This window comes from Xanthomonas sp. LF06-19, from assembly GCF_034105425.1.
GTDB classification, from domain to species: domain Bacteria; phylum Pseudomonadota; class Gammaproteobacteria; order Xanthomonadales; family Xanthomonadaceae; genus Xanthomonas_A; species Xanthomonas_A sontii.
Genome location: NZ_JAXGGH010000008.1, coordinates 253,406 through 273,756, shown reverse-complemented (window position 1 = coordinate 273,756; position 20,351 = coordinate 253,406). Strand labels below are relative to the sequence as shown.

Sequence of the window (20,351 nt, the reverse complement as noted above, 5' to 3'; positions counted from 1 at the left end):
GTTTCCGGGAGCCGCGCATGAGCGGCCGTCTGCAAGGCAAGCGCTGCCTGATCACCGCCGCCGGCGCCGGCATCGGCCGCGAGAGCGCGCTGGCCTGCGCCCGCGAAGGCGCGCAGGTGCTGGCCACCGACATCGATGCCGCCGCGCTGCAGGTGCTGGCCGCCGAGGCCGACGGCATCGTCACGCAGACGCTGGACGTCACCGATCCCGCCGCGATCCAGGCGCTGGTGGCGGCGCAGCCGACCTTCGACGTGCTGTTCAACTGCGCCGGCTACGTGCACCAGGGCAGCATCCTCGATTGCGACGCGCCGGCCTGGAAGCGCTCGTTCGCGATCAACGTCGACGCGATGTACTACCTGTGCCAGGCGGTGCTGCCGGGCATGCTCGCGCAGGGCCGCGGCAGCATCGTCAACATGTCCTCGGTGGCGTCCAGCATCAAGGGCGTGCCCAATCGCTTCGCCTACGGCGTGACCAAGGCGGCGGTGATCGGCCTGAGCAAGGCCATCGCCGCCGACTACGTGGCCAAGGGCATCCGCTGCAACGCGATCTGCCCCGGCACGATCAAGACGCCGTCGCTGGGCGAGCGGGTCAAGGCGCTGGGTGGCGACGAGCAGGCGGTGTGGAAGAGCTTCACCGACCGCCAGCCGATGGGCCGCCTGGGCGACCCGCGCGAGATCGCGCAACTGGTGGTGTACCTGGCCTCGGACGACTCCTCGTTCACGACCGGCCAGACCCACATCATCGACGGCGGCTGGTCGAACTGACCGCGCCTTCCCCTTCCTGACAGAGGACTTCCCATGAAACTGCTGCGTTACGGCGAACCCGGCCACGAACGCCCGGCCCTGCTCGATGCCGACGGCCACTTGCGCGATCTTTCGGCGGTGATCGACGACGTCGCCGGCGAGCATCTCACCGCCGCCGGCCTGGCCAGGTTGCGCGCGCTCGATCCGACCACGTTGCCGCAGGTGGACGGCGAAGTGCGCTACGGCGCCGCCGTGGGCCGCGTCGGCAAGTTCATCTGCGTGGGGTTGAACTACGCCGACCACGCCGCCGAATCGGGCATGGCGGTGCCGGAGATGCCGGTGCTGTTCATGAAGGCCACCAGCGCGATCAGCGGGCCCAACGACACCGTGACGATCCCGCGCGGTTCGCTCAAGACCGACTGGGAAGTGGAGCTGGGCGTGGTGATCGGCGATACCGCGCGCGACGTGTCGGTGGAGGACGCGCTGGCGCACGTCGCCGGCTATGCGGTGATCAACGACCTGTCCGAGCGCGCGTTCCAGCTCGAGCACGGCGGGCAGTGGGTGAAGGGCAAGAGCTGCGACGGCTTCGGCCCGATCGGCCCGTGGCTGGTCACCGCCGACGAGGTGCCGGATCCGCAGAACCTGTCGATGTGGCTGGAGGTCAACGGCCACCGCTACCAGAACGGCAGCACCCGCACGATGGTGTTCGGCGTGGCCGAGCTGGTCAGCCACATCAGCCGCTATATGACGTTGCTGCCGGGCGACGTGATCAGCACCGGCACGCCGCCGGGCGTGGGCCTGGGGCAGAAGCCGCAGGTGTACCTGAAGCCGGGCGACGTGATGCGGCTGGGCATCGAAGGCCTGGGCGAGCAACGCCAGGACGTGGTCGCGCATCCGCGCGACGCGGCGTAAAGCCCCTCTCCCTCCGGCGACCGAAGGGAGTCCCCTTTTGGGAGAGAGGGGTTGGGGTGAGGGTACGGGGCGAAGCCACCTCGCATTGCATCCCGGTGCGGCTTTCGCTCGCGCGTTGAGCGACACCGCTACGTGCCGTTACTTCGTTCTTGTTTCACAGGGTCGGTGCCCGCCATGCACTGCCGCACCCTCACCCCAACCCCTCTCTCCCAAGAAGGGGACTCCCTTCGGTCGCCGGGGGGAGAGGGGCTGCTCCATCGTTGTTTTCGACTGTTTCTCTTTCCGCCTCACCGACCAGGATCCCCATGAGCAAAATCGTCGCGCTCGAGACCTTCGACGTCCGTTTCCCCACCTCGCGCGAACTGGACGGTTCCGATGCGATGAATCCGGATCCGGATTATTCGGCCGCCTATCTGCGCCTGCGTACCGATGCCGACGACGGCCTCGCCGGCTACGGCCTGGCCTTCACCATCGGCCGCGGCAACGACGTGCAGAGCGCGGCGGTGGCGGCGCTGGCGCATCACGTGGTCGGCCGCGACGTGGAGACCGTGATCGGCGACCTGGGCGGGTTCGCGCGCAGCCTCACCGACGACTCGCAGCTGCGCTGGCTGGGCCCGGAAAAGGGCGTGATGCACATGGCCATCGGCGCCGTGGTCAACGCCGCCTGGGACATGGCCGCGCGCCGCGCCGGCAAGCCGCTGTGGCGCTTCATCGCCGAGTTGTCGCCGGAGCAACTGGTGGCCGCGATCGACTTCCGCTACCTCAGCGACGCGCTGACCCCGGACGAGGCGCTGGCCATGTTGCGCGACGCCGAACCGCTGCGCGCCGAACGCATCCAGATCCTGCTGGAACAGGGCTATCCGGCCTACACCACCTCGCCCGGCTGGCTCGGCTATTCCGACGAGAAGCTGGTGCGCCTGGCCAAGGAAGCGGTGGCCGATGGCTTCCGCACCATCAAGCTCAAGGTCGGCGCCAACGTGGAGGACGACATCCGCCGTTGCCGCCTGGCGCGCGCCGCGATCGGCCCGGACATCGCCATGGCGGTGGACGCCAACCAGCGTTGGGACGTGGGCCCGGCGATCGCCTGGATGCGCCAGCTCGCCGAATTCGACATCGCCTGGATCGAGGAGCCGACCAGCCCCGACGACGTGCTCGGCCACGCCGCGATCCGCCGCGGCATCGCCCCGGTGCCGGTGTCCACCGGCGAGCACACCCAGAACCGGGTGGTGTTCAAGCAGTTGCTGCAGGCCGGCGCGGTGGACCTGATCCAGATCGACGCCGCGCGCGTGGGCGGCGTCAACGAGAACCTGGCGATCCTGCTGCTGGCGGCCAAGTTCGGCGTGCGCGTGTTTCCGCATGCCGGCGGCGTGGGCCTGTGCGAACTGGTGCAACACCTGGCGATGGCCGATTTCGTCGCCATCACCGGCAAGATGGAAGACCGCGCGATCGAGTTCGTCGATCACCTGCACCAGCACTTCGTCGATCCGGTGCGGATCGTCCACGGCCGCTATCTGGCGCCGACCACGCCGGGCTTCTCGGCCGAGATGCATGCCGCCTCGGTCACCCAGTTCCTGTATCCGGACGGCCCGTTCTGGAGCGCGGATCTGGCCGCGCAGGGCGGCTGACGCCAGCGACCTTGGTGCGCTTCCGCCGAAGGAAGCGCGCCGGTTGCGGTGGTTGCCAGTGCATCTGTCGCGGCTGAAGCCGCTCCTGCGACGGCGGCGGCAGCGGTGCTGGATCGCTCGCTGTGGGAGCGACTTCAGTCGCGACGCACGAACCTGTGCACGCACCAGCTTCGACAGCACTCGGGACTGAAGTCCCTCCCACACACGTCACACAGCATCCGCCGCGCCTGCCGCGACCTCTGCAACCGCACTTGCCGCACTCTCTGCAACCGTGGGAGCTGCTTCAGCCGCGACGAGCGAAGCGGTAAACCAACCGGTCTCGCGCGCGCTCGGCACCGGCTTTCCAACACACGCGTACGCCCACGCAATACCTCAGCCCGTGCCGTTGCGCTCCTGCGCGGCCAGCGCCGCCTGCAAGGAAAAGATCTGCAGCGCTTCGCGCCATTTCTCGCCGGGCGCCGAACCGGGTAGGGGTTTCTGGAAGCGCCACATCAACTCCTCCCACGCCTGCACGCGCGGATCGGCGGCGTCGGCGGCGGCCTTGGCGGCGGGCGAATAGTCCTCGTCCACCTCCATCAGCATCACCAGGCGGTCGCCGCAGCGGTGGATGTCCAGCTCGCGGATGCCGGCGGCGCGCAGCGAGGCGACGATCTCCGGCCACACGGTGTCGGGCCGGTGCCAGCGTTCGTATTCGGCGATCAGCGCCGGGTCGTCGTGCAGGTCCAGCAGGTAGCAATGGCGCGGCATGGTTCAGGCTCCGCGGGCAGAGGGAAGGGGCGCCACGCGGTTTCGCGCCGCATGCAGCGCGAAACCGAGGATCACCGCGAAGCCGATCGCAGGCACCGCCAGCGCCCAGTGGATGCCAGCGTGGTCCGACACCGCGCCCATCACCGCTGTCAACGCGGCGCCGCCGATGATCGCCATGACGATCAGCGAGGCGCCCAGCTTGCGCGCGTCGTCGTCCAGTCCGTCCAGGCCCAGGGCGAAGATGGTCGGGAACATCACCGACATGAACAGGCTGCTGGCGACCAGCGCATACAGGCCGATCCAGCCCGGCAGCGCCACCGCCACCGCGCACAGCAGCAGGTTGAGCAGGGCGAACACGCCCAGCAGCCGTGCCGGCGCCAGGAAGCGCAGCAGCGCGGTGCCGATGAAGCGGCCGGCCATGAACAGCACCAGCGACAGGGTGAGGAAATCGGCGGCGGTCTTCTCCGGGGTGCCGGGCACGCCGTCCTGCAGGTAGCGGATCAGGTAGCTCCAGATGCCCACCTGCGCGCCGACGTAGAAGAACTGCGCGATCACCGCGAACACGAAGCGGCCATTGCGCCGCAACTGGCCGAAGCCGCCTGCGCGCGCGCCATCGCCACCGGCGCGGGTGGCGGGGAAGCGGGTCAGACCGATCAGCAGCGCCCACAGCAGCACCACCGCACCGATGATCAGGTACGGCGTCTGCACCGCCAGCGACTCGGTGGCGAAGAAGGCCTCGCGCGCGGCCGGCGCCATCGCCGCCAGTTCCTGTGGCGTGTGCTCCACGCCGGAGAGGATGAAGTGCTGGCCGACCAGGATGCCGGTGATCGAACCCAGCGGATTGAACGCCTGCGCCAGATTCAGCCGCCGCGCCGCGCCCTCGGCGGGGCCGAGCACGGTGACCAGCGGGTTGGCGGTGGTTTCCAGGAAGGCCAGACCGCTGGCGATGACGAACAGCGCCAGCAGGAACAGCCAGTAGGTGTGCACCTGCGCGGCGGGGTAGAACAGGAACGCGCCGACCGCGTACAGCAGCAGGCCCAGCACCACCGCGGCCTTGTAGCTGTAGCGCCGCATGAACATCGCCGCCGGGATCGCGAACACGAAGTAGCCCAGGTAGAACGCGCTCTGCACCAGTCCTGCCTGCAGGTCGCTCAGCTCGAAGGCCTTCTTGAACTGCTTGATCAGGATGTCGTTGAGGTTGTTCGCCATGCCCCAGAGGAAGAACAGGCTGACGATCAGGACCAACGGCGCAAGCGCGGTCCGGGTGAGACTGGCGGACGCCGGTGTGGCGGATTCGCTGCTGTAGTGCATTGCCGCCTACCCCTCCCAAGGTGTGCCGCGTCGCGTTCGGATTGTCGGCGGAGCGTACTGCGCCGGCGAGTGCCATGCAAATATAAAATTTGAGTTCATATGTGGATTGCAATGCAGCATCGACGCGTGGGCTGCGGGGTCCCAGGCGGTGCGAGCCGGCGCGGCCTCCCTGTACCCTAGTCCTCTTCACCTGCTGCCGGGCCCTCGACGGAATGACCACCCCCTTGCCCAAGTACCGCGCGCCCGCCCTGGACAAGGGGCTGGACATCCTGGAACTGCTGGCGCGCGACGGGCGGCCGATGAGCATGGGCGAGATCTCGCAGGGCATCGGCCGTTCGCGCGGCGAGATCTTCCGCATGCTGCAGGTGCTGGAAGAGCGCGGCTACCTGACCCGCACCGCGGGCGAGGGCGGCTACACGCTGACCAACCGCCTGTTCATGCTCGGCATGCAGCAGCCGCGGGTGCAGAACGTCACCGAAGTGGCGCTGCCGGTGATGCGCGCGCTGGCCGACGCGATCCGTCAGCCTTGCCACCTGGTGGCACCGTCGGACGACCAGATCGTGGTCATCGCGCAGATGGACGTGCCCAGCGACCTCGGTCTGGTGGTGCGTCCCGGCCACCGCCGCCCGTTCGCGCATTCCACCTCCGGCCTGGTGCTGTTCGCGTTCCAGCCGGCCGACGCGCAGGCGCAGTTGCTGCAACGCCTGGACGCCAGCGAGGTGGCCTACGACCGCGCCGCGTTCCTGGCCGCGGCGCAGGAGGTGCACGCGCTGGGCTACAGCATCCATCCCAGCGAGGCGGTGGTCGGCGTGATCGATCTCACCGCACCGATCCTGCAGCACGGCATCGCCCGCTACACCCTGACCGTGCCCTTCATCGAACGTCGCCCGCAACCGATCGACGCGCAGGCGGCGATGCGCGCGGTGTGCGATGCGGCGGCGCAGATCAGTGCGGCGTTGGCGTAGGCGCCGTGATCCTGGCGAGTCCGGGGCTGGGATACTGGGAAGGAGTGTATGAAGCGGGCGGAGGGTATTCCTTTGGGCACCACGGTATCCTTGGTCAGCACCGACGCCGTCAGCACTGGCGCCTAACACTTCATCCAAGCAAACTCGCTGGCGCGATCCGCTTAATGCAAGCGTTAGACATCAATATGGATCAACGGAAGCTCGTTTTATACCTTGAAGCTTCGTTTGCTGCATATGACGCGACTCTCGCACCACCGCGAGATGTCGTTCTTGCTGGCTTGAGTGCAATCTGGCCTTCTGATTACTGGGCCGGGCTCGCTATTGGCTGGCTTGAAGAGGGGGCGCCAATAGACAGTGAAATAGCTCAGGTGCTTGGCGCCATGGTCAAGGGGCCTTTCTCGCAAAGTGTTCGCCATCGAGCATTCGCATTGGTTAGGCGCTGGCACCAGGCGCACAATACCTAGCCATTCGTTCAACTTGGATGCGCGTACCTCGCACTGCTTAACTAAAACTTTAAGCTGCATGAGTCAGATCCCGTCACAGGCAGAGATTTGCAAGAAATTCCACTCGCTCTTTGATCCTCCCGGTGAGGACGAGCGTGTGGGTGTCGCACTTTCTGCTCTCCCACAAGTTCCACTCAATGCTCTGCGGCATCCCCGCAAAAAAGATACGTGCGGCTGGTATGTCTGGGGCGGAGAGTTATCCGATCATCCTGACTTCTTTCAGCCGCTTCACGTCCATCATCTCGTAGCGCACGTCCCGTCGATCGTTCCTTACCTGGCTCTGGGGCCGGGCTGGCGAGTGCTTCTAGCTCCTGGGCACGTGGGCGTCTGGTATGACCCGGCACTTTTAGCTGTTTAGCATGCGGCCTAACAGCGCATTCAATCCGTGCAGCTTGGTGCCTCGGCTCAGTTCAAACGTTCGACTGCCTGGCCTGTCTTCGGAAGCGCAGCGCTTGAGAGCAATCTCGAGCGACGTAACGCTACCCGTGCGTCGACCATGCGATGCATCCCCCGTGCCGCTGCTCTCGCACCGTGCATGCGCCGAGCACGCGATAAGGTCAGCAAATGCCCGCGCCTGCGCTGCATGCCCACATATGCGCCACACTGCTGGAATGCGCGCCCATGGTGCACGTGACTCGATCCCCAGCCTGATCACGTAGTCGCTGTACGTGCGCGCAAAGCGTTGACCTGTGCGCCACCGCTGCGCAGCCTGCAGGGAACACGGCGACATGGGCACACGGCATGGCACGGCGGTTTCCCTGGAATTGGTTGGCGGTGCTGGCGGCCTGCGCGTTGGTGCTGGTGCTGGCCTGGCAGAACCGCGGTCTGCGCGAGGAACGGCGCTGGTTCGTCACCCGCACCACCGAGCCGTATTTGGGCATGTACGTGCCGCGCATCGCCGCTACCACGTTGGACGGTGCGCCGCTGACGCTGGGTGAGCCGGCGGCCGAGCGGCAGGTCTTGTTCTTCTTCACCACCACCTGCCCGTACTGCAAGCGCTCGGCGCCGCAGATGGTGCAGGCCGCGCAGCGTCTGGCCGCGCAGCAGCCCGACGTGCAGGTGCTGGGGGTGTGCCAGTGCAGCCCCGCGCAGGCGCAGCGCTACGCCGCCGAGCACGGCTTTACGTTTCCGGTGACCACGTTGACCGACCGCCGCACGCTGATGCTGTTTCGCGCGCGCAACGTGCCGACGCTGCTGGCGCTGGACCACGAAGGACGCGTGCGCTATGCGCGCGTCGGCGTCTTCGATACCACGGAGCGGATGCAGGACCTGATGGCCGCAGTGCGCCGCACGGATGCGCCGCCGGCCTTGGCAACCATCGAGGAGTAAGCCATGAAACAGCGTTGGACAGCGTTACGCAACGGGATGCTTGCGGCCGTGTTCCTGGCCAGCATGGGCTTCGGCGCGGTGCAGGCGACCGCCGGCGACGGCATCGAGAAGGAGGCGGCCTGCAGTGCCTGGGCCTGCCAGCAGGAGTGCGCGCCGTTCGGCGGTGAGCTGGGGCCGGGCGGGCCCGGAAAGCCGCTGGTCTGCTACTGCTGCGGCTGAGCCGTGTCCGGAGCCGGCCCCGCCAGGCCGGCTCCGGCATCGGGGCCGGCCTGGCGGCGATCACAGATCGCAGTGAGCATCTGCCGCGTTGCGACTCTGCAGGGCACGCCTGGTGCGCGCGATCGCGCCTTGCGTCACGGCCAGCCACCGCCGATTCACGCAGGTTTGCGCGCTGACTGGGCATGGTGGAACGCAGACAAACCAGGAGCGTTCCATGACCTCACCTCTTCATCCCGTACGCCTGACCCTGCTCGCCGCGCTCACCGCCGCGGCGCTGAGCGGCTGCGGCAAGCCTGGCGACCAGGCCTCGCGCACCGCACCGGCCACCTCGCCGGAGCCCACCGCCGCGCCGGTCGGTGGCGAAAGCGGACGCGCACCGATCGGCGGCGACGCCTCGGCGAAGGCGATGCTGCAGGTGTTGGAGGGCAACGTGGTGGCGCTGTCCAAGCAGGCGCTGTCGCGCAACGTCAGCAAGACCGTGGCCGACTTCGCCCGCGAGACCATCGCCGTGCACCACGATGCCGATCCGGCCACAGCCGGCAAGGGCGGCCCCGGCGATGCGGAGAAGATCGACGCGCAGGTGGCCAAGGGCCGCGCGCAGTTGCAGGCGCTGGGCGATGAAAAGGACAACTCCGCCTACATGAACGCCTACGCGGCGGCAGTGGTGCGGCAGTACTCCGACGCGCTGTCGGTGATCGATGCCGAGCTGGTGCCGGCGGCCAAGGAAGACGCCACCCGCCAGGAACTGCAGCAGGCGCGCAAGCGCATCGCCGAGCTACTGGAGCGCGCGCAGGCGCTGGCCTCGGCCCGCTACTGAGCACCTAGTCCCTCTCCCGTTGGGGCGACAGGGTACGGCCTGCGCGCCACTGGCGCGCGCACCCTGGAGCTCCCGCGCCGCAAGCGCGGGCCGGGGCGCGGAGCGGGGGGTGGGGTGAGGGTACGGCGCGAAGCGACGCGCAGAATTAGTGTGTACGAGGCTAGGAACGCGGCGTCCTCTCGCATCGGCGACACGCCCTAGCCGTCGGCGGCGACCGCGTGCGGCGCCGGCCGTTCCTCGCGCCCATCGGGATGTCGCGCGAAGCGGGTCGGGTCGCTGCCGTGCACCGGCGCCTCGTCCCGCCATGGCCAGCCGCCGAACTGGGTGCGGCGATAGTCGGCCATGGCCTGGGCGATCTCGGCCTGCGTGTTCATCACGAACGGACCGTGTTGCGCCACCGGTTCGGCGATCGGTCGGCCTTGCAGCACCAGGAACTCGCTCGCCTCGCCGTCGCCATTGACCAACTCGACCGCCTGATCGGCGCGCAGCTCGATCGCCGCATGGCGGGTCACCGGGCGCCCGCCCACCGTCACCGCTGCGCCCTTGAAGAAGTACAGGCTGCGGCGCGTGCCGCGTCCTTGCGCGGCGGGCAGGGTCCAGCGTGCGCCGGGTGCCATGCGGATCGTCCAGATGGCCACATCGGCATCGTCCTGCGCGGCCCACGAATCCGGTGGCGGCGCGAGCGGGCCGCCGGCGCTGCCGGGCGCGGCGTCGACCGGGCCGATGCGGCCGGCCACGCAGGCCACCTCGGTGGTGCGGCCGGCATCGTCGGTGGCGGTGAAGCGCGGCAGGTCTTCCGACCAGAACATGGTGAAGTGCGGCGCAGCCAGCTTGTTGCGCGCCGGCAGGTTGAGCCAGATCTGGAACAGCTCCAGCGGGTTGGGTGCGGCCGTGTCCAGCAGCGGGAACATCTCCGAATGGACGATGCCCGCGCCGGCCGTCACCCACTGCACGTCGCCGGCGCCGAAGCGCGCCGCCGCACCGAGCGAATCGGCATGGTCGATCAGGCCCTTGCGCACGATGGTCACGGTCTCGAAGCCACGGTGCGGATGACCGGGAAAGCCGGGAATCTCTTCGCCGTGATACATGCTCCAGCCGTCCTTGCGGCTGAAGTCCTGGCCGATGGCGCGGCCATGCAGGGACGCCGCTGGCCCCATCGCGCCGTTGCCGGCGGGGTAGGCATCGTCGTGGTAGACGCAGAACAGGAACGGGTCGATCGTGTCCCAAGGGAAGCCAAGCGGCTTGATCTGGACGATGGGGTCGGTCATGGAGAGATCCTTCATGCGAACGCCGCCCAAGATTGGACGCGGCAACCTTCACGATATGGGGCGATGCCGACGGAACGGAAGGCCGCTCCGAGAGACATCCTGTCCCGCACGGGAAACGCTGGGATGCGCCGCCGCCGCTCGCGTGGCGCGGGCGCAGGCGCGGTGGCCGGCCGCGTTGCATGCCCCGATCGCGCGAACCCTGCAGTCAGCGCTGAACTGAATGCTCGCCGGGGCGCAACAGCTCCTCCGCGCCCGCAGGACCCGTGCGTCATCGGACTGTCATCGCCGAGGACCAGCATCGCAGCCTTTCCGAATCCGCCGGCTGCCGATGGCGCCGGCATTGCGAGTGGCTGGTGCGTTCCGAACCCCTGCCGGCGTTGTCGCGGCTGTTCCTGCAATGGCGGCCGTCGCTGAGCCGCTATTTCCGCAAGCGCCGCGCCGCGGCCTGGGATGCCGACGACCTGTTGCAGGAAGTGTGGCTGCGGCTGCAGCGCAGCGAGGCGCATGCGCCGGAGATCGCCAATCCCGAAGCCTACCTGTTCACCATCGCCGCCAACCTGATGCGCGAGCACGCGCTGCTGCATCAGCGCAACAGCCAGCGCGACACCTGCCTGGACGATGTGCTGGAGCGGCTGGCGGTGCCCTGCGAGGCCGATGCACAGGTGCACCGCGCGCAGCGCCGGCAGCGCCTGGCCGAGCTGATGGCACGGCTGCCGCCGAAGTGTCGCGCGGCGATGACGCTGCGCTACCGCGACGAACTGGGCTACCAGGAAATCGCCGAGCAACTGCAGATCTCCAGCCACATGGTCAAGAAATACATCATCAAGGGCCTGGCGGTGTGCCGGCAGGGCATGGCGCGCTATGCGTGAGGATCCGCAGCGCGTCGCCGAGGCGGCCGCGGACTGGTACCTGGCGCAGCGCGAGACCGCGTTGCCGCCGGCGCGGCAGGCCGAGTTCCTGGCCTGGCTGCGGCAGTCGCCGGCGCACGTGGCCGCCTATTTCGACATCGCGCGGATGCACGGCGACCTGCCGTCCGCGGCGCAGGCGCAGCAGGCCAGCAGTGCGCAGCTGCGCGCGCATGCCTTGCGCAGCGGGGCGGTGGTGGTGCCGCTGCGCCCGGATGTGGACACGCCGACGTCGGTGCCCCACCCGCGTCGTGTCCTGCCACGGCGCAGGCGCTGGCCGTTGGCGGCCGCCGCCGTGCTCGCGCTGGCCGCCGTGGGTGTGGCGCTGCGCCTGAGCGCGCCGGAGCAGGTGCCGGCGACGGTGTACGCAGCGCCAGCGGACGCGCCGCGCAGCGTCGCGCTGGACGACGGCAGCGTGGTGCAACTGGAGCGCGGTGGCGCGATCGCGGTGCGCTACGGCACGCAGCGTCGCGACATCGCCCTGCTGCGCGGCAAGGCGGTGTTCGATCTCGGCCACGATCCGGCGCGGCCGCTGCGGGTCAGCGTCGGCGCGCTGGTGCTGCGCGACGTCGGCACCGTGTTCGGGGTCGACCCGCAGGCCGGCGGCGCCCGCGTCACCGTGCTGCAGGGGCGGGTGCAGGTGTCGCGCGATACCCCGGCGTGGTGGCGCCGCGGCGACCTGCCGTCGGAGGGGACGACGCTAGCCGACCTGGGCGGCGGCCAGCAGGCGCGGGTGGATGCGCAGGGCCGCGTGCTGGCGCGGCGCGACCACGCCGACATCGCCGACGCCACTGCCTGGCTGCCGGCGCAGGTCGGCGTGCACGATCGCAGCCTGGGCGAAGTGGCGCGCCTGTTCAACGCCTACACCACGCAGCCGCTGCGCATCGCCGACCCGGCGCTGGCGGCGCGGCGGGTCAGCGGCGTGTTCCATCTGCGCGATCCGGAGGCCTTCGTCGCGTATCTCGGCAGCCTGCCGGACGTGCAGGTGCAGCGCGATGCGCACGCGGTGACCATCCGCCACGCACCGGCGCCGCTGTAAGAAAAAATTCATGCAATCGACGGTAGCCGCACGGCGCACCGGGGCACTCCTAGGAAGCATGGCCGTCGCGCAGCACGCGCGGGGCCGCCCTTCCTCCCCTCCGGTGTGATCGTCATGCGCAAGCCTCTCGTCGTCTCCATCGCCCTGCTGTTGGGCTGCACGTCCTCGCTGCCGGCCTGGTCGGCGCCCGCCACCGCGGCCCAAGCCATCGCGCCCATGCCGCTGGCGCAGGCGCTGGACCAGTTCGCGCGCAGCAGCGGGCTGCAACTGATGTACGACCCGGCGCTGGCCGAAGGCCTGCGCAGCAGCGGCGCCCCGGCCGGCCTGGCGCCGCCGCAGCAGTTGCATGCCTTGCTCGCCGGCACCGGCCTGGACTACCGCATGCTGACGCCCAGCTCGGTCGCCATCGTGCGCAGCAGCGTCGCCGCCGCGCCTGCCGCCGCACCACGGGCGCCGCGCAGCGCCGCCCCGGCCCGTGGCGAGGTCGACGGCGAACACGACGGCCCGCGCGAACTGGCGCCGATCAACGTCACCGCCAACAGCGTCGACACGCTGGCGCCCAGCGCCGCGCCGCTGGAGGCGAGCCAGCCGACCTCGGTGATCGACGAGCGCTTCATCCGCGATGGCCTGCGCCTGAACTCGAACTACGACGACATCATCAAGTACGCGCCCAGCGTGGTCACTACTTCGCCGGAAGGTCCGGGCCTGGGCAAGAACGAAGGCGTCAGCATCCGCGGCTTCCAGGACGGCCAGTTCAACATCACCTTCGACGGCATCCCGTTCGGCGATGCCAGCGATCTGCACCACACCACCTCGGCCTACTTCAACAACCACGTACTCGGCCAGGCCGAGATCGACCGCGGCCCCGGCGGCGGCGCCACCATCGGCAACGCCACCTTCGGCGGCACCCTGGCGCTGCGTACGCGCAACCCCAGCCAGGTCGACGGCGTGACCGTGTACGGCACAGGCGGCAGCTGGAACACCTGGGCCGGCGGCGTCAGCGCCGACGAGCACATCGGCAACACGCGCCTGTTCGCGGACCTGTCCAAGGAAGCCAGCGACACGTACCTCAAGGGCACCGACGACCGCCGCGAGCACGCCTTCCTCAAGACCGTCACGGACCTGGGCGAGGCGACCACGCTGACCTTCGTCAGCAGCTACAACCAGGAGCACCAGAACACCGTGCAGGGCGCCACCGGCGCGCAGATCGCGCGGCATGGGTGGCGCTATGGCCTGGGCAACGATCCGACCCTGCAGAACTACACCGGCTACAACGCCGCCGCCTACTACTCCAGCTTCACCTACCTGGGCCTGAGCACGCGCCTGGGCGAGTGGGACCTGGACAACAAGGTCTACTACAACAGTTTCGACCACACCGCTTCCAAGACCAGCATCCCCACCAGCGAGAGCGCTGCCGACAACGGCGTGACCTTCTACAGCGCGACTGGCAAGAAGCTGTCCAAGGCCGCCAAGGACGTGCCGGGCAAGCTCTCGGACAACGACTTCCGCGCCTTCGGCGACGTGCTGCGTCTGGCGCGGGACCTCGGTCCGGGCCAGCTGCAGACCGGCGTGTGGGTGGAGCGCAACCTCGACGAGCGCCAGCAGTTGCCGGTGGACATGACGACCGGCGCGGCCAGCGGCACCAAGTACGGCCCGCTGTACAACTACAACCTGCACGACCGTACCGACACCCTGCAGCCGTACCTGCAGTACGACTGGAAGCTCAGCGACAGCCTGACCCTCAGTCCGGGCCTGCGCTACGCGCGGGTGCAGCGCCAGCTCGATGCCGAACTCAACAAGAGCACGCCGCCGGCGCCGGCGCACAGCGAGGCCAGCTACGATGCCACGCTGCCGTCGCTAAGCATGCACCAGAGCTTCAACGAGCACTGGAGCGGCTATGTGCAGGCCGCGCGCGGCTTCCTGGCGCCGCCGATCGACGTGATCGAACTCAACGGCGCCCGTGGCCTGCGCCCGGAGCTGACCAGCAACTACCAGCTCGGCACCAGCTATGCCGCGCGCGGCCTGACCTTCGGCGCCGACGTCTACTACATCGACTTCAGCAACTACATCAGCCAGACCCTGATCAACACCGACAGCGGTACCGAGAGCGCCTTCGTCAACGGCGGCGGTGCGGTGTACCGCGGCGCCGAGGCCGAGGCCACCTACGCGCTGACGCCGATCCTGAGCCTGTACGCCAACGCCAGCTACAACGACGCCACCTACAAGCACAGCAGCACCCAGGTCGCCGGCACGCCGCGGGTGACCGCCGCCCTGGGCCTGCTGTACAACAGCGGCACCGGCTACTTCGGTTCGCTGATGGAGAAGGTGGTGGGCGCGCAGTACGGCGTGGACAACAGCACCGCGGCCAATGGCGCCACGGTGTTCGGCAACGACCAGCGCCTGGGCGGCTACGCCAGCCTGGATGCGGCGCTGGGTTACCGCAGCACGCACGGGCCCTACGGCCTGAAGGGCTACTCGATCAGCATGGACGTCAATAACCTGCTGAACCGGCATGCGCTGATCGGCTACGCCGGCACCCGCTCTTCCGACAACCAGCCGCTGTACTTCGGCCTGGCCGGGCGCGGCGTGTTCCTTGACCTGTCGCTGAAGTTCTGAGGCCGGCCATGTTCGCTTCCCGATTCGCACGCGTGCGCAGCGGATGGCGCCTGGCCGCGGTGTTTTGCGTCGCCAGCGCCGCCTGGCCGGCGGCGGCATCGCCCAAGGCGCCTACCGCACCGGATGCGGCGCAGGTGCGCCTGACGATCGTGGTGATGCGCCATGGCGTGCGCGCACCGACGCAATCGCCAGAAGACCTGGCCAGGTACGCCACGCAACCCTGGCCGCAATGGCCGGTGGCACCCGGCCAGCTCACCGCGCACGGCGCCGCCGGCATGCAGGCGCTGGGTGCGCGCTACCGGCAGCGCTGGCTGTCCATGTCGGCGCTGGCGCCGGACTGCGCCGGATCCGGCGCGGTGGTGATCGCCGACAGCACGCCGCGCAACCACGACAGCGCGGCGGCCTTCACCGAGGGACTGCTGCCGGGGTGCCAGGCGCACTACCTGGCGTTGCCGACGACGCAGAACAATCCGCTGTTCCATTTCGGCAAGGACGAGGACAAGGACGACGATGCGCCCGCGCCGCCGTTGCACCTGGACGCGGCCACGCGCAGCCGGCTGCGGGCGCTGCAGCGGGTGCTGTCCGGCTGTGCGGGGTCGACCTGCGCTGCGCAGGCTTCGCCGCGCCTGGACGATCCGCAGCGGCTGCAGGATCCGGCGCAGGCGGCCAAGGTCTTGAAGACCGCCGGCAGCCTGGCCGAGAACCTGATGCTGGAGTACGCGCAGGACCTGCCGTTGCCGCAGGTGGCCTGGGGGCGCGCCGATGCCGCAGCGCTGCAGCGGCTGGTCGGCCTGCACAACGTCTCCTTCGCCTACAGCAAGCGCGCGCTGCCGGCGGCGCGTGCCGGCGGCTCCAACCTGCTCGCGCATCTGCTGGCGACGCTGCAGGCCGCGGCCGGGCAGGTGCCGGCGGTGGCGCCGCTGGCGCCAGCGGACACGCGCGCGCTGGTGCTGCTCGGCCACGACACCAACCTGGCGCATCTGGCCGGCCTGTTTGGCATCGATCCCATCGTGCGCGGCCAGCCGGACGCGTATCCGCCCGGTGGTGCGCTGCTGCTGGACCTGGTGCGGCAGGACGGCCACGACTTCCTGCAACTGCGCAGCGTGGTGCCGACCTTGCCGGCGCTGCGGGCCAATCGCTTCGACGGTCGCAGCCTGCGCGAGCGGCGCTGGCCGCTGCCCGGCTGCGGCGGCCGCCTGCGCTGTCCGCTGGCGATCGCCCTGCCGGCGCTGCAGGCGCGGCTGGATCCGCAGCGGGTCGAGACTGCCGTGCCGGCGATGACCGAATGGCCGGCGCAGGCGCCGCCAGTGGGCGAGTAGGCGCCGCCTACCTTGAGCGCTTGCGTGAGCGGAGCGTTACGCCTCGACACCGTTGGCGTTGGAAGTGACTGGCGGTCATCGTCACGCGCGTCGCGACTGAAGTCGCTCCCACAGGGGCGTGCGGCGAGCCCGCCGGGTGCACTGTGGGAGGGACTTCCGTCCCGACTGCAGACGGCCTGAGAGGACCAGGCAGGTCTTTCGTGCACTTCATCGCGAACATCGCCCGCCGTCACGGACCCCTCAGCGCGGAAGGTCGATCATCGCGGTTCCCCCACGCGTCTGCGCCTGCGTGCGCCGCGCTCTTTGCCAGGACCCCGCCATGTCCCCGACCCACGCCGCCGCGTTGCCCGACACCATGACCGCGATCGAGATCCGCCAGCCCGGTGCGCCCGAGGTGCTGGTGCCGGTGCGCGTGCCGTTGCCGCACCCTGGGCGCGGCGAACTGCTGGTGCGGGTGGCCGCGGCCGGCGTCAACCGGCCCGACGTGATGCAGCGCCAGGGCAGCTATCCGCCGCCGCCGGGCGCCTCGCCGCTGCCGGGGCTGGAGTTCGCCGGCGAGGTGGTCGGCCTGGGCGAGGGCGTGGAGCGCTACCGGCTTGGCGACCAGGTCTGCGCGCTGGTCGCCGGCGGCGGTTATGCCGAATACGCGGTGGTGCACGAGCGCAACGCCCTGCCGGTGCCGGCGGCGCTGAGCCTGACCGAGGCCGCGGCGGTGCCGGAAACCTTCTTCACCGTGTGGACCAACGTGTTCCAGCGCGGCCGCCTGCAGTCCGGCGAGACCCTGCTGGTGCACGGCGGCACCTCCGGCATCGGCAGCGTGGCCACCCTGCTCGGACGGGCCTTTGGCGCGCGGGTGATCAGTACTGTCGGCTCGGCCGACAAGCGCGCGGCCAGCCTGGCGCTGGGCGCGGAGGCGGCCATCCTGTATCGCGAGGAGGACTTCGTCGCCGAGACCATGCGCCTGACCGAGGGCCGCGGCGCCGACGTGATCGTGGACCTGATCGGCGGCGACTACCTGGCGCGCAACTACCAGGCCGCGGCGTTGGATGGGCGCATCGTGCAGATCGGCATCCAGCAGGGCAAGGTGCGCGAACTGGACCTGATGCCGCTGCTGGCCAAGCGGCTGACCCATACCGGCTCGACCCTGCGTCCGCGCTCGGTGATGGAAAAGGCGGCGATCGCGCGCGAACTGGAGCAGCAGGTGTGGCCGCTACTGGCGCAGGGCCGGATCAAGCCGCAGGTGGACCGCTGCTTCCCGCTGCAGGACGCGGCACAGGCGCATGCGTTGATGGAGTCCAGCGCGCATATCGGCAAGATCGTGCTGACGACGGACGCGCGGTGAACCGGGTATCGGTCGTGGCGACCCGCCTGCCGTCGTAGGAGCGGCGCGCTTCGGTCGCGACAGGCAGCCGGCGCAGGCACCGGCGCGCCCACACGGCACGCGTGACCGCGCCCGCCGCTGGCCCGGTTCAAGCACTGCGCCGTATAGTGCGCCGCACGCGCGGTGGTCCGCGCTTGCCCGTGCCGGTCCCTGCGTGCGCCTGCTGCCCCGTTCCGCGTCGTCCTCTTTCCTGTTGCGTTACGCCTTGCTGCTGTTGTGGCTGTGCGCGGCGGTGGCGTCGGCCCAGCCGCAGGACGCCGCCGACGCACCGCCGGACCCGCAGACCCTGCTGGACAACGCCGCAAAGTCGCTGAAGGACGCGCGCGGCAAGGAAGTGGATGCCGGCAACCAGGCCGCCTTCCAGGACCTGGTCACGCAGGTCTCCGACGCCTCCAACGATGCGCAGACTGCCGCCGATGCGCTCTCGCAGCAGTTGGCGCAGGTCAATGCACGCCTGCAGCAACTCGGTGCGGCCGCCACCGGCGACTCCCCCGACATCGTTGCGCAGCGCAAGGCGCTGACCAAGCAACGCGACAGCCTGGACTCGGGGGTCAAACGCGGCAAGCTGATGGTGGTGGAGGCGCGGCAGCTGGCCGACGAGATCGAACGCGCGCGCGCCGAGCATTTCAGCCAGGAGCTGTCGCTGCGCTCGCCGTCGCCGCTGTCGCCGGCGCTGTGGAAGCAGATCGCCGCCGATTTCCCCGACGACCAGGCCAAGCTGCTGGCGCTGTACACGCTCGGCATGCAGTCGCTGCAGGACGCGATCGCCGAGCATGGCAGCGGCGCGCTTGGCGTCGGCATCGCCATCGCGCTGATCCTGCTGTTCCCGCTGCGCTACCTGCTGCGCTGGCTGGGCAAGCGCTATGCGGTGTCGCGCGCGCCGGGCAGCCGCCTGCGCCGGTCGGGTCTGGCGATCTGGTTCCTGCTGCTGGGCACGTTGACCCCGGGCCTGGCCGCGCTGGCCCTGGCCGAGGCGCTGCGCAGCATCGATGCGGTGCCGGAGCGCCTGGACGCGGTACTCAACGGCTTCGTGGTGGTCAGCTTCGCCGCGGCCTTCATGGGCTCGCTCGGCGCCAGCGTGCTGCTGCCGAACCAGCCGAGCTGGCGGCTGTTCCCGATCGACGACGCCACCGCGCGACGCCTGCGCAAGTACACCTGGGCCACCGCGGCGCTGGCCTGGCTCAGCAGCATGCTGCTGGTGATCAACCAGGCCGCGCGCACCAGCGACTCGGCCACCGTCGCCGCCGACGGGGTGATCGCGCTGGTCTACGGCGTGCTGATCCTGGCCACCCTGACCAGCCTGTCGCGGCTGCGCCGGCGCCAGTACGCCGAAGCGGCGGCGCAGGCCCTGGCCAACGCGCAACCGCCGCCGCCCGGGCAGCACGGCGGTGCGCTGGCGTTGATCGGCGTGCTGGTCAAGGTCGCGGTGGTGGTGGCGCTGCTGGCGGCGCTGCTGGGTTATCTGCACCTGGGCCTGTTCATCACCCGGCAGATCATCTGGATCACCATGATCGTCGGCGCGATCCGCCTGCTGATGACCTTCGCCGACGACTTCGCGTTGTGGCTGTTCGCCAGCGAAGGCCGCATCGGCCGCGCCGCCAATGGCGCGTTCGGGGTGCGCTCGAGCAGCCTGGAGCAGGCCGGGGTGCTGACCTCGGCACTGATACGGGTGGTGCTGTTGCTGATCGGCGTCGGCGCGCTATTGATGCCGTTCGGCACCAACGTCTCGATCGTCTCGGACTGGTTCTCGCTGCTGTCCGATGGCATCCGCCTCAGCGACAAGGTGGTGGTGTATCCGGGCGCGATCGCCCGCGCGGTGCTGGTGCTGCTGCTCGGCCTGGGCGTCATGCAGTACCTGCATCGCTGGCTGACCCAGACCTACCTGCCCAAGACCGAACTGGACGACGGCTCGCGCAACTCGATCAGCACGGTGGCGCGCTATGTCGGCATCATCCTGGCGGCGTTGTGGGCGCTGGCCGCGCTGGGCATCGGCCTGGAGCGGATCGCGCTGGTGGTCAGCGCGCTGTCGGTCGGTATCGGTTTCGGCCTGCAGTCGATCACCCAGAACTTCGTGTCCGGCCTGATCCTGCTCGCCGAGCGCCCGGTCAAGATCGGCGACTGGATCAAGATCGGCGACCAGGAGGGCGACGTGCGCCGGATCAGCGTGCGCGCCACCGAGATCCAGGTCGGCGACCGCTCCACCCTGATCGTGCCCAACTCCGAACTGATCACCAAGACCCTGCGCAACATGACCCTGGCCGGGCCGCTGGGCCGGGTGCAGATCCAGTTCGCGGTGTCGCTGAGTACCGACGTCGGCAAGCTGCGCGCGTTGCTGCTGGAGCTGTACGCGGCGCACCCGGGCGTGCTGGACGACCCGGCGCCGTCGGTGTTCATCGACTCCATCGCCAACGGCCACGTCACCCTCAACAGCTTCGCCTACGTGGCCTCGCCGCGGCTGACCTACGGCACCCGCAGCGAACTGTTCTTCGCCCTGCTGCAGCGCCTGGCCGAGGAGGGCATCGCCCTGGAGTCGCCGCAGGAGGTGAAGCTTTTACGCGATCCTCAGGAGTAGCCGGATCGGGGAGTGGTGGAGCGCGAAGCGACTTTGGCCGCCAGCTACCGGTGCTGCAGGTCGCAGCTGAAGCCGCTCCT

16 protein-coding genes are annotated in these 20,351 nt (G+C 69.6%); 13 read left to right on the top strand and 3 right to left on the bottom strand.

Annotated features, from left to right (window positions below; all coding sequences use genetic code 11):
• The first annotated feature begins 17 nt into the window (after positions 1-17).
• The 3 genes from SLW55_RS16820 (at position 18) to SLW55_RS16810 (ending at position 3,280) form a co-directional block, all read left to right on the top strand.
• Positions 18-764: an SDR family oxidoreductase gene (locus SLW55_RS16820; protein WP_152238678.1), complete on the top strand. Its 747-nt coding sequence runs from the start codon at positions 18-20 to the stop codon at positions 762-764.
• A gap of 33 nt (positions 765-797) precedes the next feature.
• The gene (locus tag SLW55_RS16815) at positions 798-1,655 is read left to right on the top strand and encodes a fumarylacetoacetate hydrolase family protein (RefSeq protein WP_320745435.1); all 858 of its coding nucleotides are present in this window, start codon (positions 798-800) and stop codon (positions 1,653-1,655) included.
• Between the two features lie 305 nt (positions 1,656-1,960).
• The gene (locus SLW55_RS16810; RefSeq protein ID WP_320745434.1) at positions 1,961-3,280 is read left to right on the top strand and encodes an L-fuconate dehydratase; all 1,320 of its coding nucleotides are present in this window, start codon (positions 1,961-1,963) and stop codon (positions 3,278-3,280) included.
• Between the two features lie 372 nt (positions 3,281-3,652).
• On the opposite strand, the gene SLW55_RS16805 is transcribed toward SLW55_RS16810, so the two are convergent.
• The gene (locus tag SLW55_RS16805) at positions 3,653-4,027 is read right to left on the bottom strand and encodes an L-rhamnose mutarotase (RefSeq protein ID WP_017910859.1); all 375 of its coding nucleotides are present in this window, start codon (positions 4,025-4,027) and stop codon (positions 3,653-3,655) included.
• Between the two features lie 3 nt (positions 4,028-4,030).
• On the bottom strand, positions 4,031-5,338 hold the full coding sequence (gene fucP, locus SLW55_RS16800; protein ID WP_017911550.1) for an L-fucose:H+ symporter permease: 1,308 nt from the start codon (positions 5,336-5,338) through the stop codon (positions 4,031-4,033).
• Positions 5,339-5,550: 212 nt separating this feature from the next.
• On the opposite strand from fucP, the gene SLW55_RS16795 reads away from it, so the two are divergent.
• The 4 genes from SLW55_RS16795 to SLW55_RS16780 all read left to right on the top strand — a co-directional run bounded on the left by SLW55_RS16795 (position 5,551) and on the right by SLW55_RS16780 (position 9,171).
• A complete protein-coding gene (locus tag SLW55_RS16795; RefSeq protein WP_152180516.1) occupies positions 5,551-6,303 on the top strand; it encodes an IclR family transcriptional regulator in 753 nt (250 codons plus the stop codon).
• Positions 6,304-7,574: 1,271 nt separating this feature from the next.
• Positions 7,575-8,135: a TlpA disulfide reductase family protein gene (locus tag SLW55_RS16790; protein WP_267085050.1), complete on the top strand. Its 561-nt coding sequence runs from the start codon at positions 7,575-7,577 to the stop codon at positions 8,133-8,135.
• A 3-nt stretch (positions 8,136-8,138) separates the two neighbouring features.
• The gene (locus tag SLW55_RS16785) at positions 8,139-8,354 is read left to right on the top strand and encodes a hypothetical protein (RefSeq protein ID WP_026143700.1); all 216 of its coding nucleotides are present in this window, start codon (positions 8,139-8,141) and stop codon (positions 8,352-8,354) included.
• A gap of 214 nt (positions 8,355-8,568) precedes the next feature.
• On the top strand, positions 8,569-9,171 hold the full coding sequence (locus tag SLW55_RS16780) for a hypothetical protein (RefSeq protein ID WP_320745433.1): 603 nt from the start codon (positions 8,569-8,571) through the stop codon (positions 9,169-9,171).
• 197 nt (positions 9,172-9,368) lie between these two features.
• Here SLW55_RS16780 and SLW55_RS16775 read toward each other — a convergent pair whose 3' ends face one another.
• On the bottom strand, positions 9,369-10,439 hold the full coding sequence (locus SLW55_RS16775; protein WP_232764301.1) for a pirin family protein: 1,071 nt from the start codon (positions 10,437-10,439) through the stop codon (positions 9,369-9,371).
• 353 nt (positions 10,440-10,792) lie between these two features.
• On the opposite strand from SLW55_RS16775, the gene SLW55_RS16770 reads away from it, so the two are divergent.
• From SLW55_RS16770 to SLW55_RS16745, 6 genes are all read left to right on the top strand, one after another.
• Positions 10,793-11,308, top strand: a complete 516-nt coding sequence (locus SLW55_RS16770) for a sigma-70 family RNA polymerase sigma factor (RefSeq protein ID WP_026143698.1) — start codon at positions 10,793-10,795, stop codon at positions 11,306-11,308.
• Positions 11,301-12,383, top strand: coding sequence for a FecR domain-containing protein (locus SLW55_RS16765; RefSeq protein WP_320695154.1), 1,083 nt, complete (start codon positions 11,301-11,303; stop codon positions 12,381-12,383). Before SLW55_RS16770 ends, SLW55_RS16765 begins: the two co-directional genes overlap by 8 nt.
• A gap of 114 nt (positions 12,384-12,497) precedes the next feature.
• On the top strand, positions 12,498-14,999 hold the full coding sequence (locus SLW55_RS16760) for a TonB-dependent receptor (RefSeq protein ID WP_320745432.1): 2,502 nt from the start codon (positions 12,498-12,500) through the stop codon (positions 14,997-14,999).
• A gap of 8 nt (positions 15,000-15,007) precedes the next feature.
• Entirely contained in the window at positions 15,008-16,318 is a 1,311-nt protein-coding gene (locus SLW55_RS16755; protein WP_267093452.1) for a histidine-type phosphatase, read from the top strand.
• Positions 16,319-16,637: 319 nt separating this feature from the next.
• Positions 16,638-17,660, top strand: coding sequence for an NAD(P)H-quinone oxidoreductase (locus SLW55_RS16750; RefSeq protein WP_320745431.1), 1,023 nt, complete (start codon positions 16,638-16,640; stop codon positions 17,658-17,660).
• Between the two features lie 232 nt (positions 17,661-17,892).
• Positions 17,893-20,271: a DUF3772 domain-containing protein gene (locus SLW55_RS16745; protein WP_279364028.1), complete on the top strand. Its 2,379-nt coding sequence runs from the start codon at positions 17,893-17,895 to the stop codon at positions 20,269-20,271.
• Positions 20,272-20,351 lie beyond the last annotated feature (80 nt).

Bases quoted from the DNA above. Each gene is read 5' to 3' on its own strand.
- SLW55_RS16795 (WP_152180516.1), top strand. From the start codon at position 5,551: ATGACCACCCCCTTGCCCAAGTACCGCGCGCCCGCCCTGGACAAGGGG.
- SLW55_RS16815 (WP_320745435.1), top strand. From the start codon at position 798: ATGAAACTGCTGCGTTACGGCGAACCCGGCCACGAACGCCCGGCCCTG.
- SLW55_RS16805 (WP_017910859.1), bottom strand. From the start codon at position 4,027: ATGCCGCGCCATTGCTACCTGCTGGACCTGCACGACGACCCGGCGCTG.
- SLW55_RS16755 (WP_267093452.1), top strand. From the start codon at position 15,008: ATGTTCGCTTCCCGATTCGCACGCGTGCGCAGCGGATGGCGCCTGGCC.
- SLW55_RS16785 (WP_026143700.1), top strand. From the start codon at position 8,139: ATGAAACAGCGTTGGACAGCGTTACGCAACGGGATGCTTGCGGCCGTG.
- fucP (WP_017911550.1), bottom strand. From the start codon at position 5,338: ATGCACTACAGCAGCGAATCCGCCACACCGGCGTCCGCCAGTCTCACC.
- SLW55_RS16775 (WP_232764301.1), bottom strand. From the start codon at position 10,439: ATGACCGACCCCATCGTCCAGATCAAGCCGCTTGGCTTCCCTTGGGAC.
- SLW55_RS16750 (WP_320745431.1), top strand. From the start codon at position 16,638: ATGTCCCCGACCCACGCCGCCGCGTTGCCCGACACCATGACCGCGATC.
- SLW55_RS16810 (WP_320745434.1), top strand. From the start codon at position 1,961: ATGAGCAAAATCGTCGCGCTCGAGACCTTCGACGTCCGTTTCCCCACC.
- SLW55_RS16765 (WP_320695154.1), top strand. From the start codon at position 11,301: ATGCGTGAGGATCCGCAGCGCGTCGCCGAGGCGGCCGCGGACTGGTAC.
- SLW55_RS16760 (WP_320745432.1), top strand. From the start codon at position 12,498: ATGCGCAAGCCTCTCGTCGTCTCCATCGCCCTGCTGTTGGGCTGCACG.
- SLW55_RS16780 (WP_320745433.1), top strand. From the start codon at position 8,569: ATGACCTCACCTCTTCATCCCGTACGCCTGACCCTGCTCGCCGCGCTC.
- SLW55_RS16820 (WP_152238678.1), top strand. From the start codon at position 18: ATGAGCGGCCGTCTGCAAGGCAAGCGCTGCCTGATCACCGCCGCCGGC.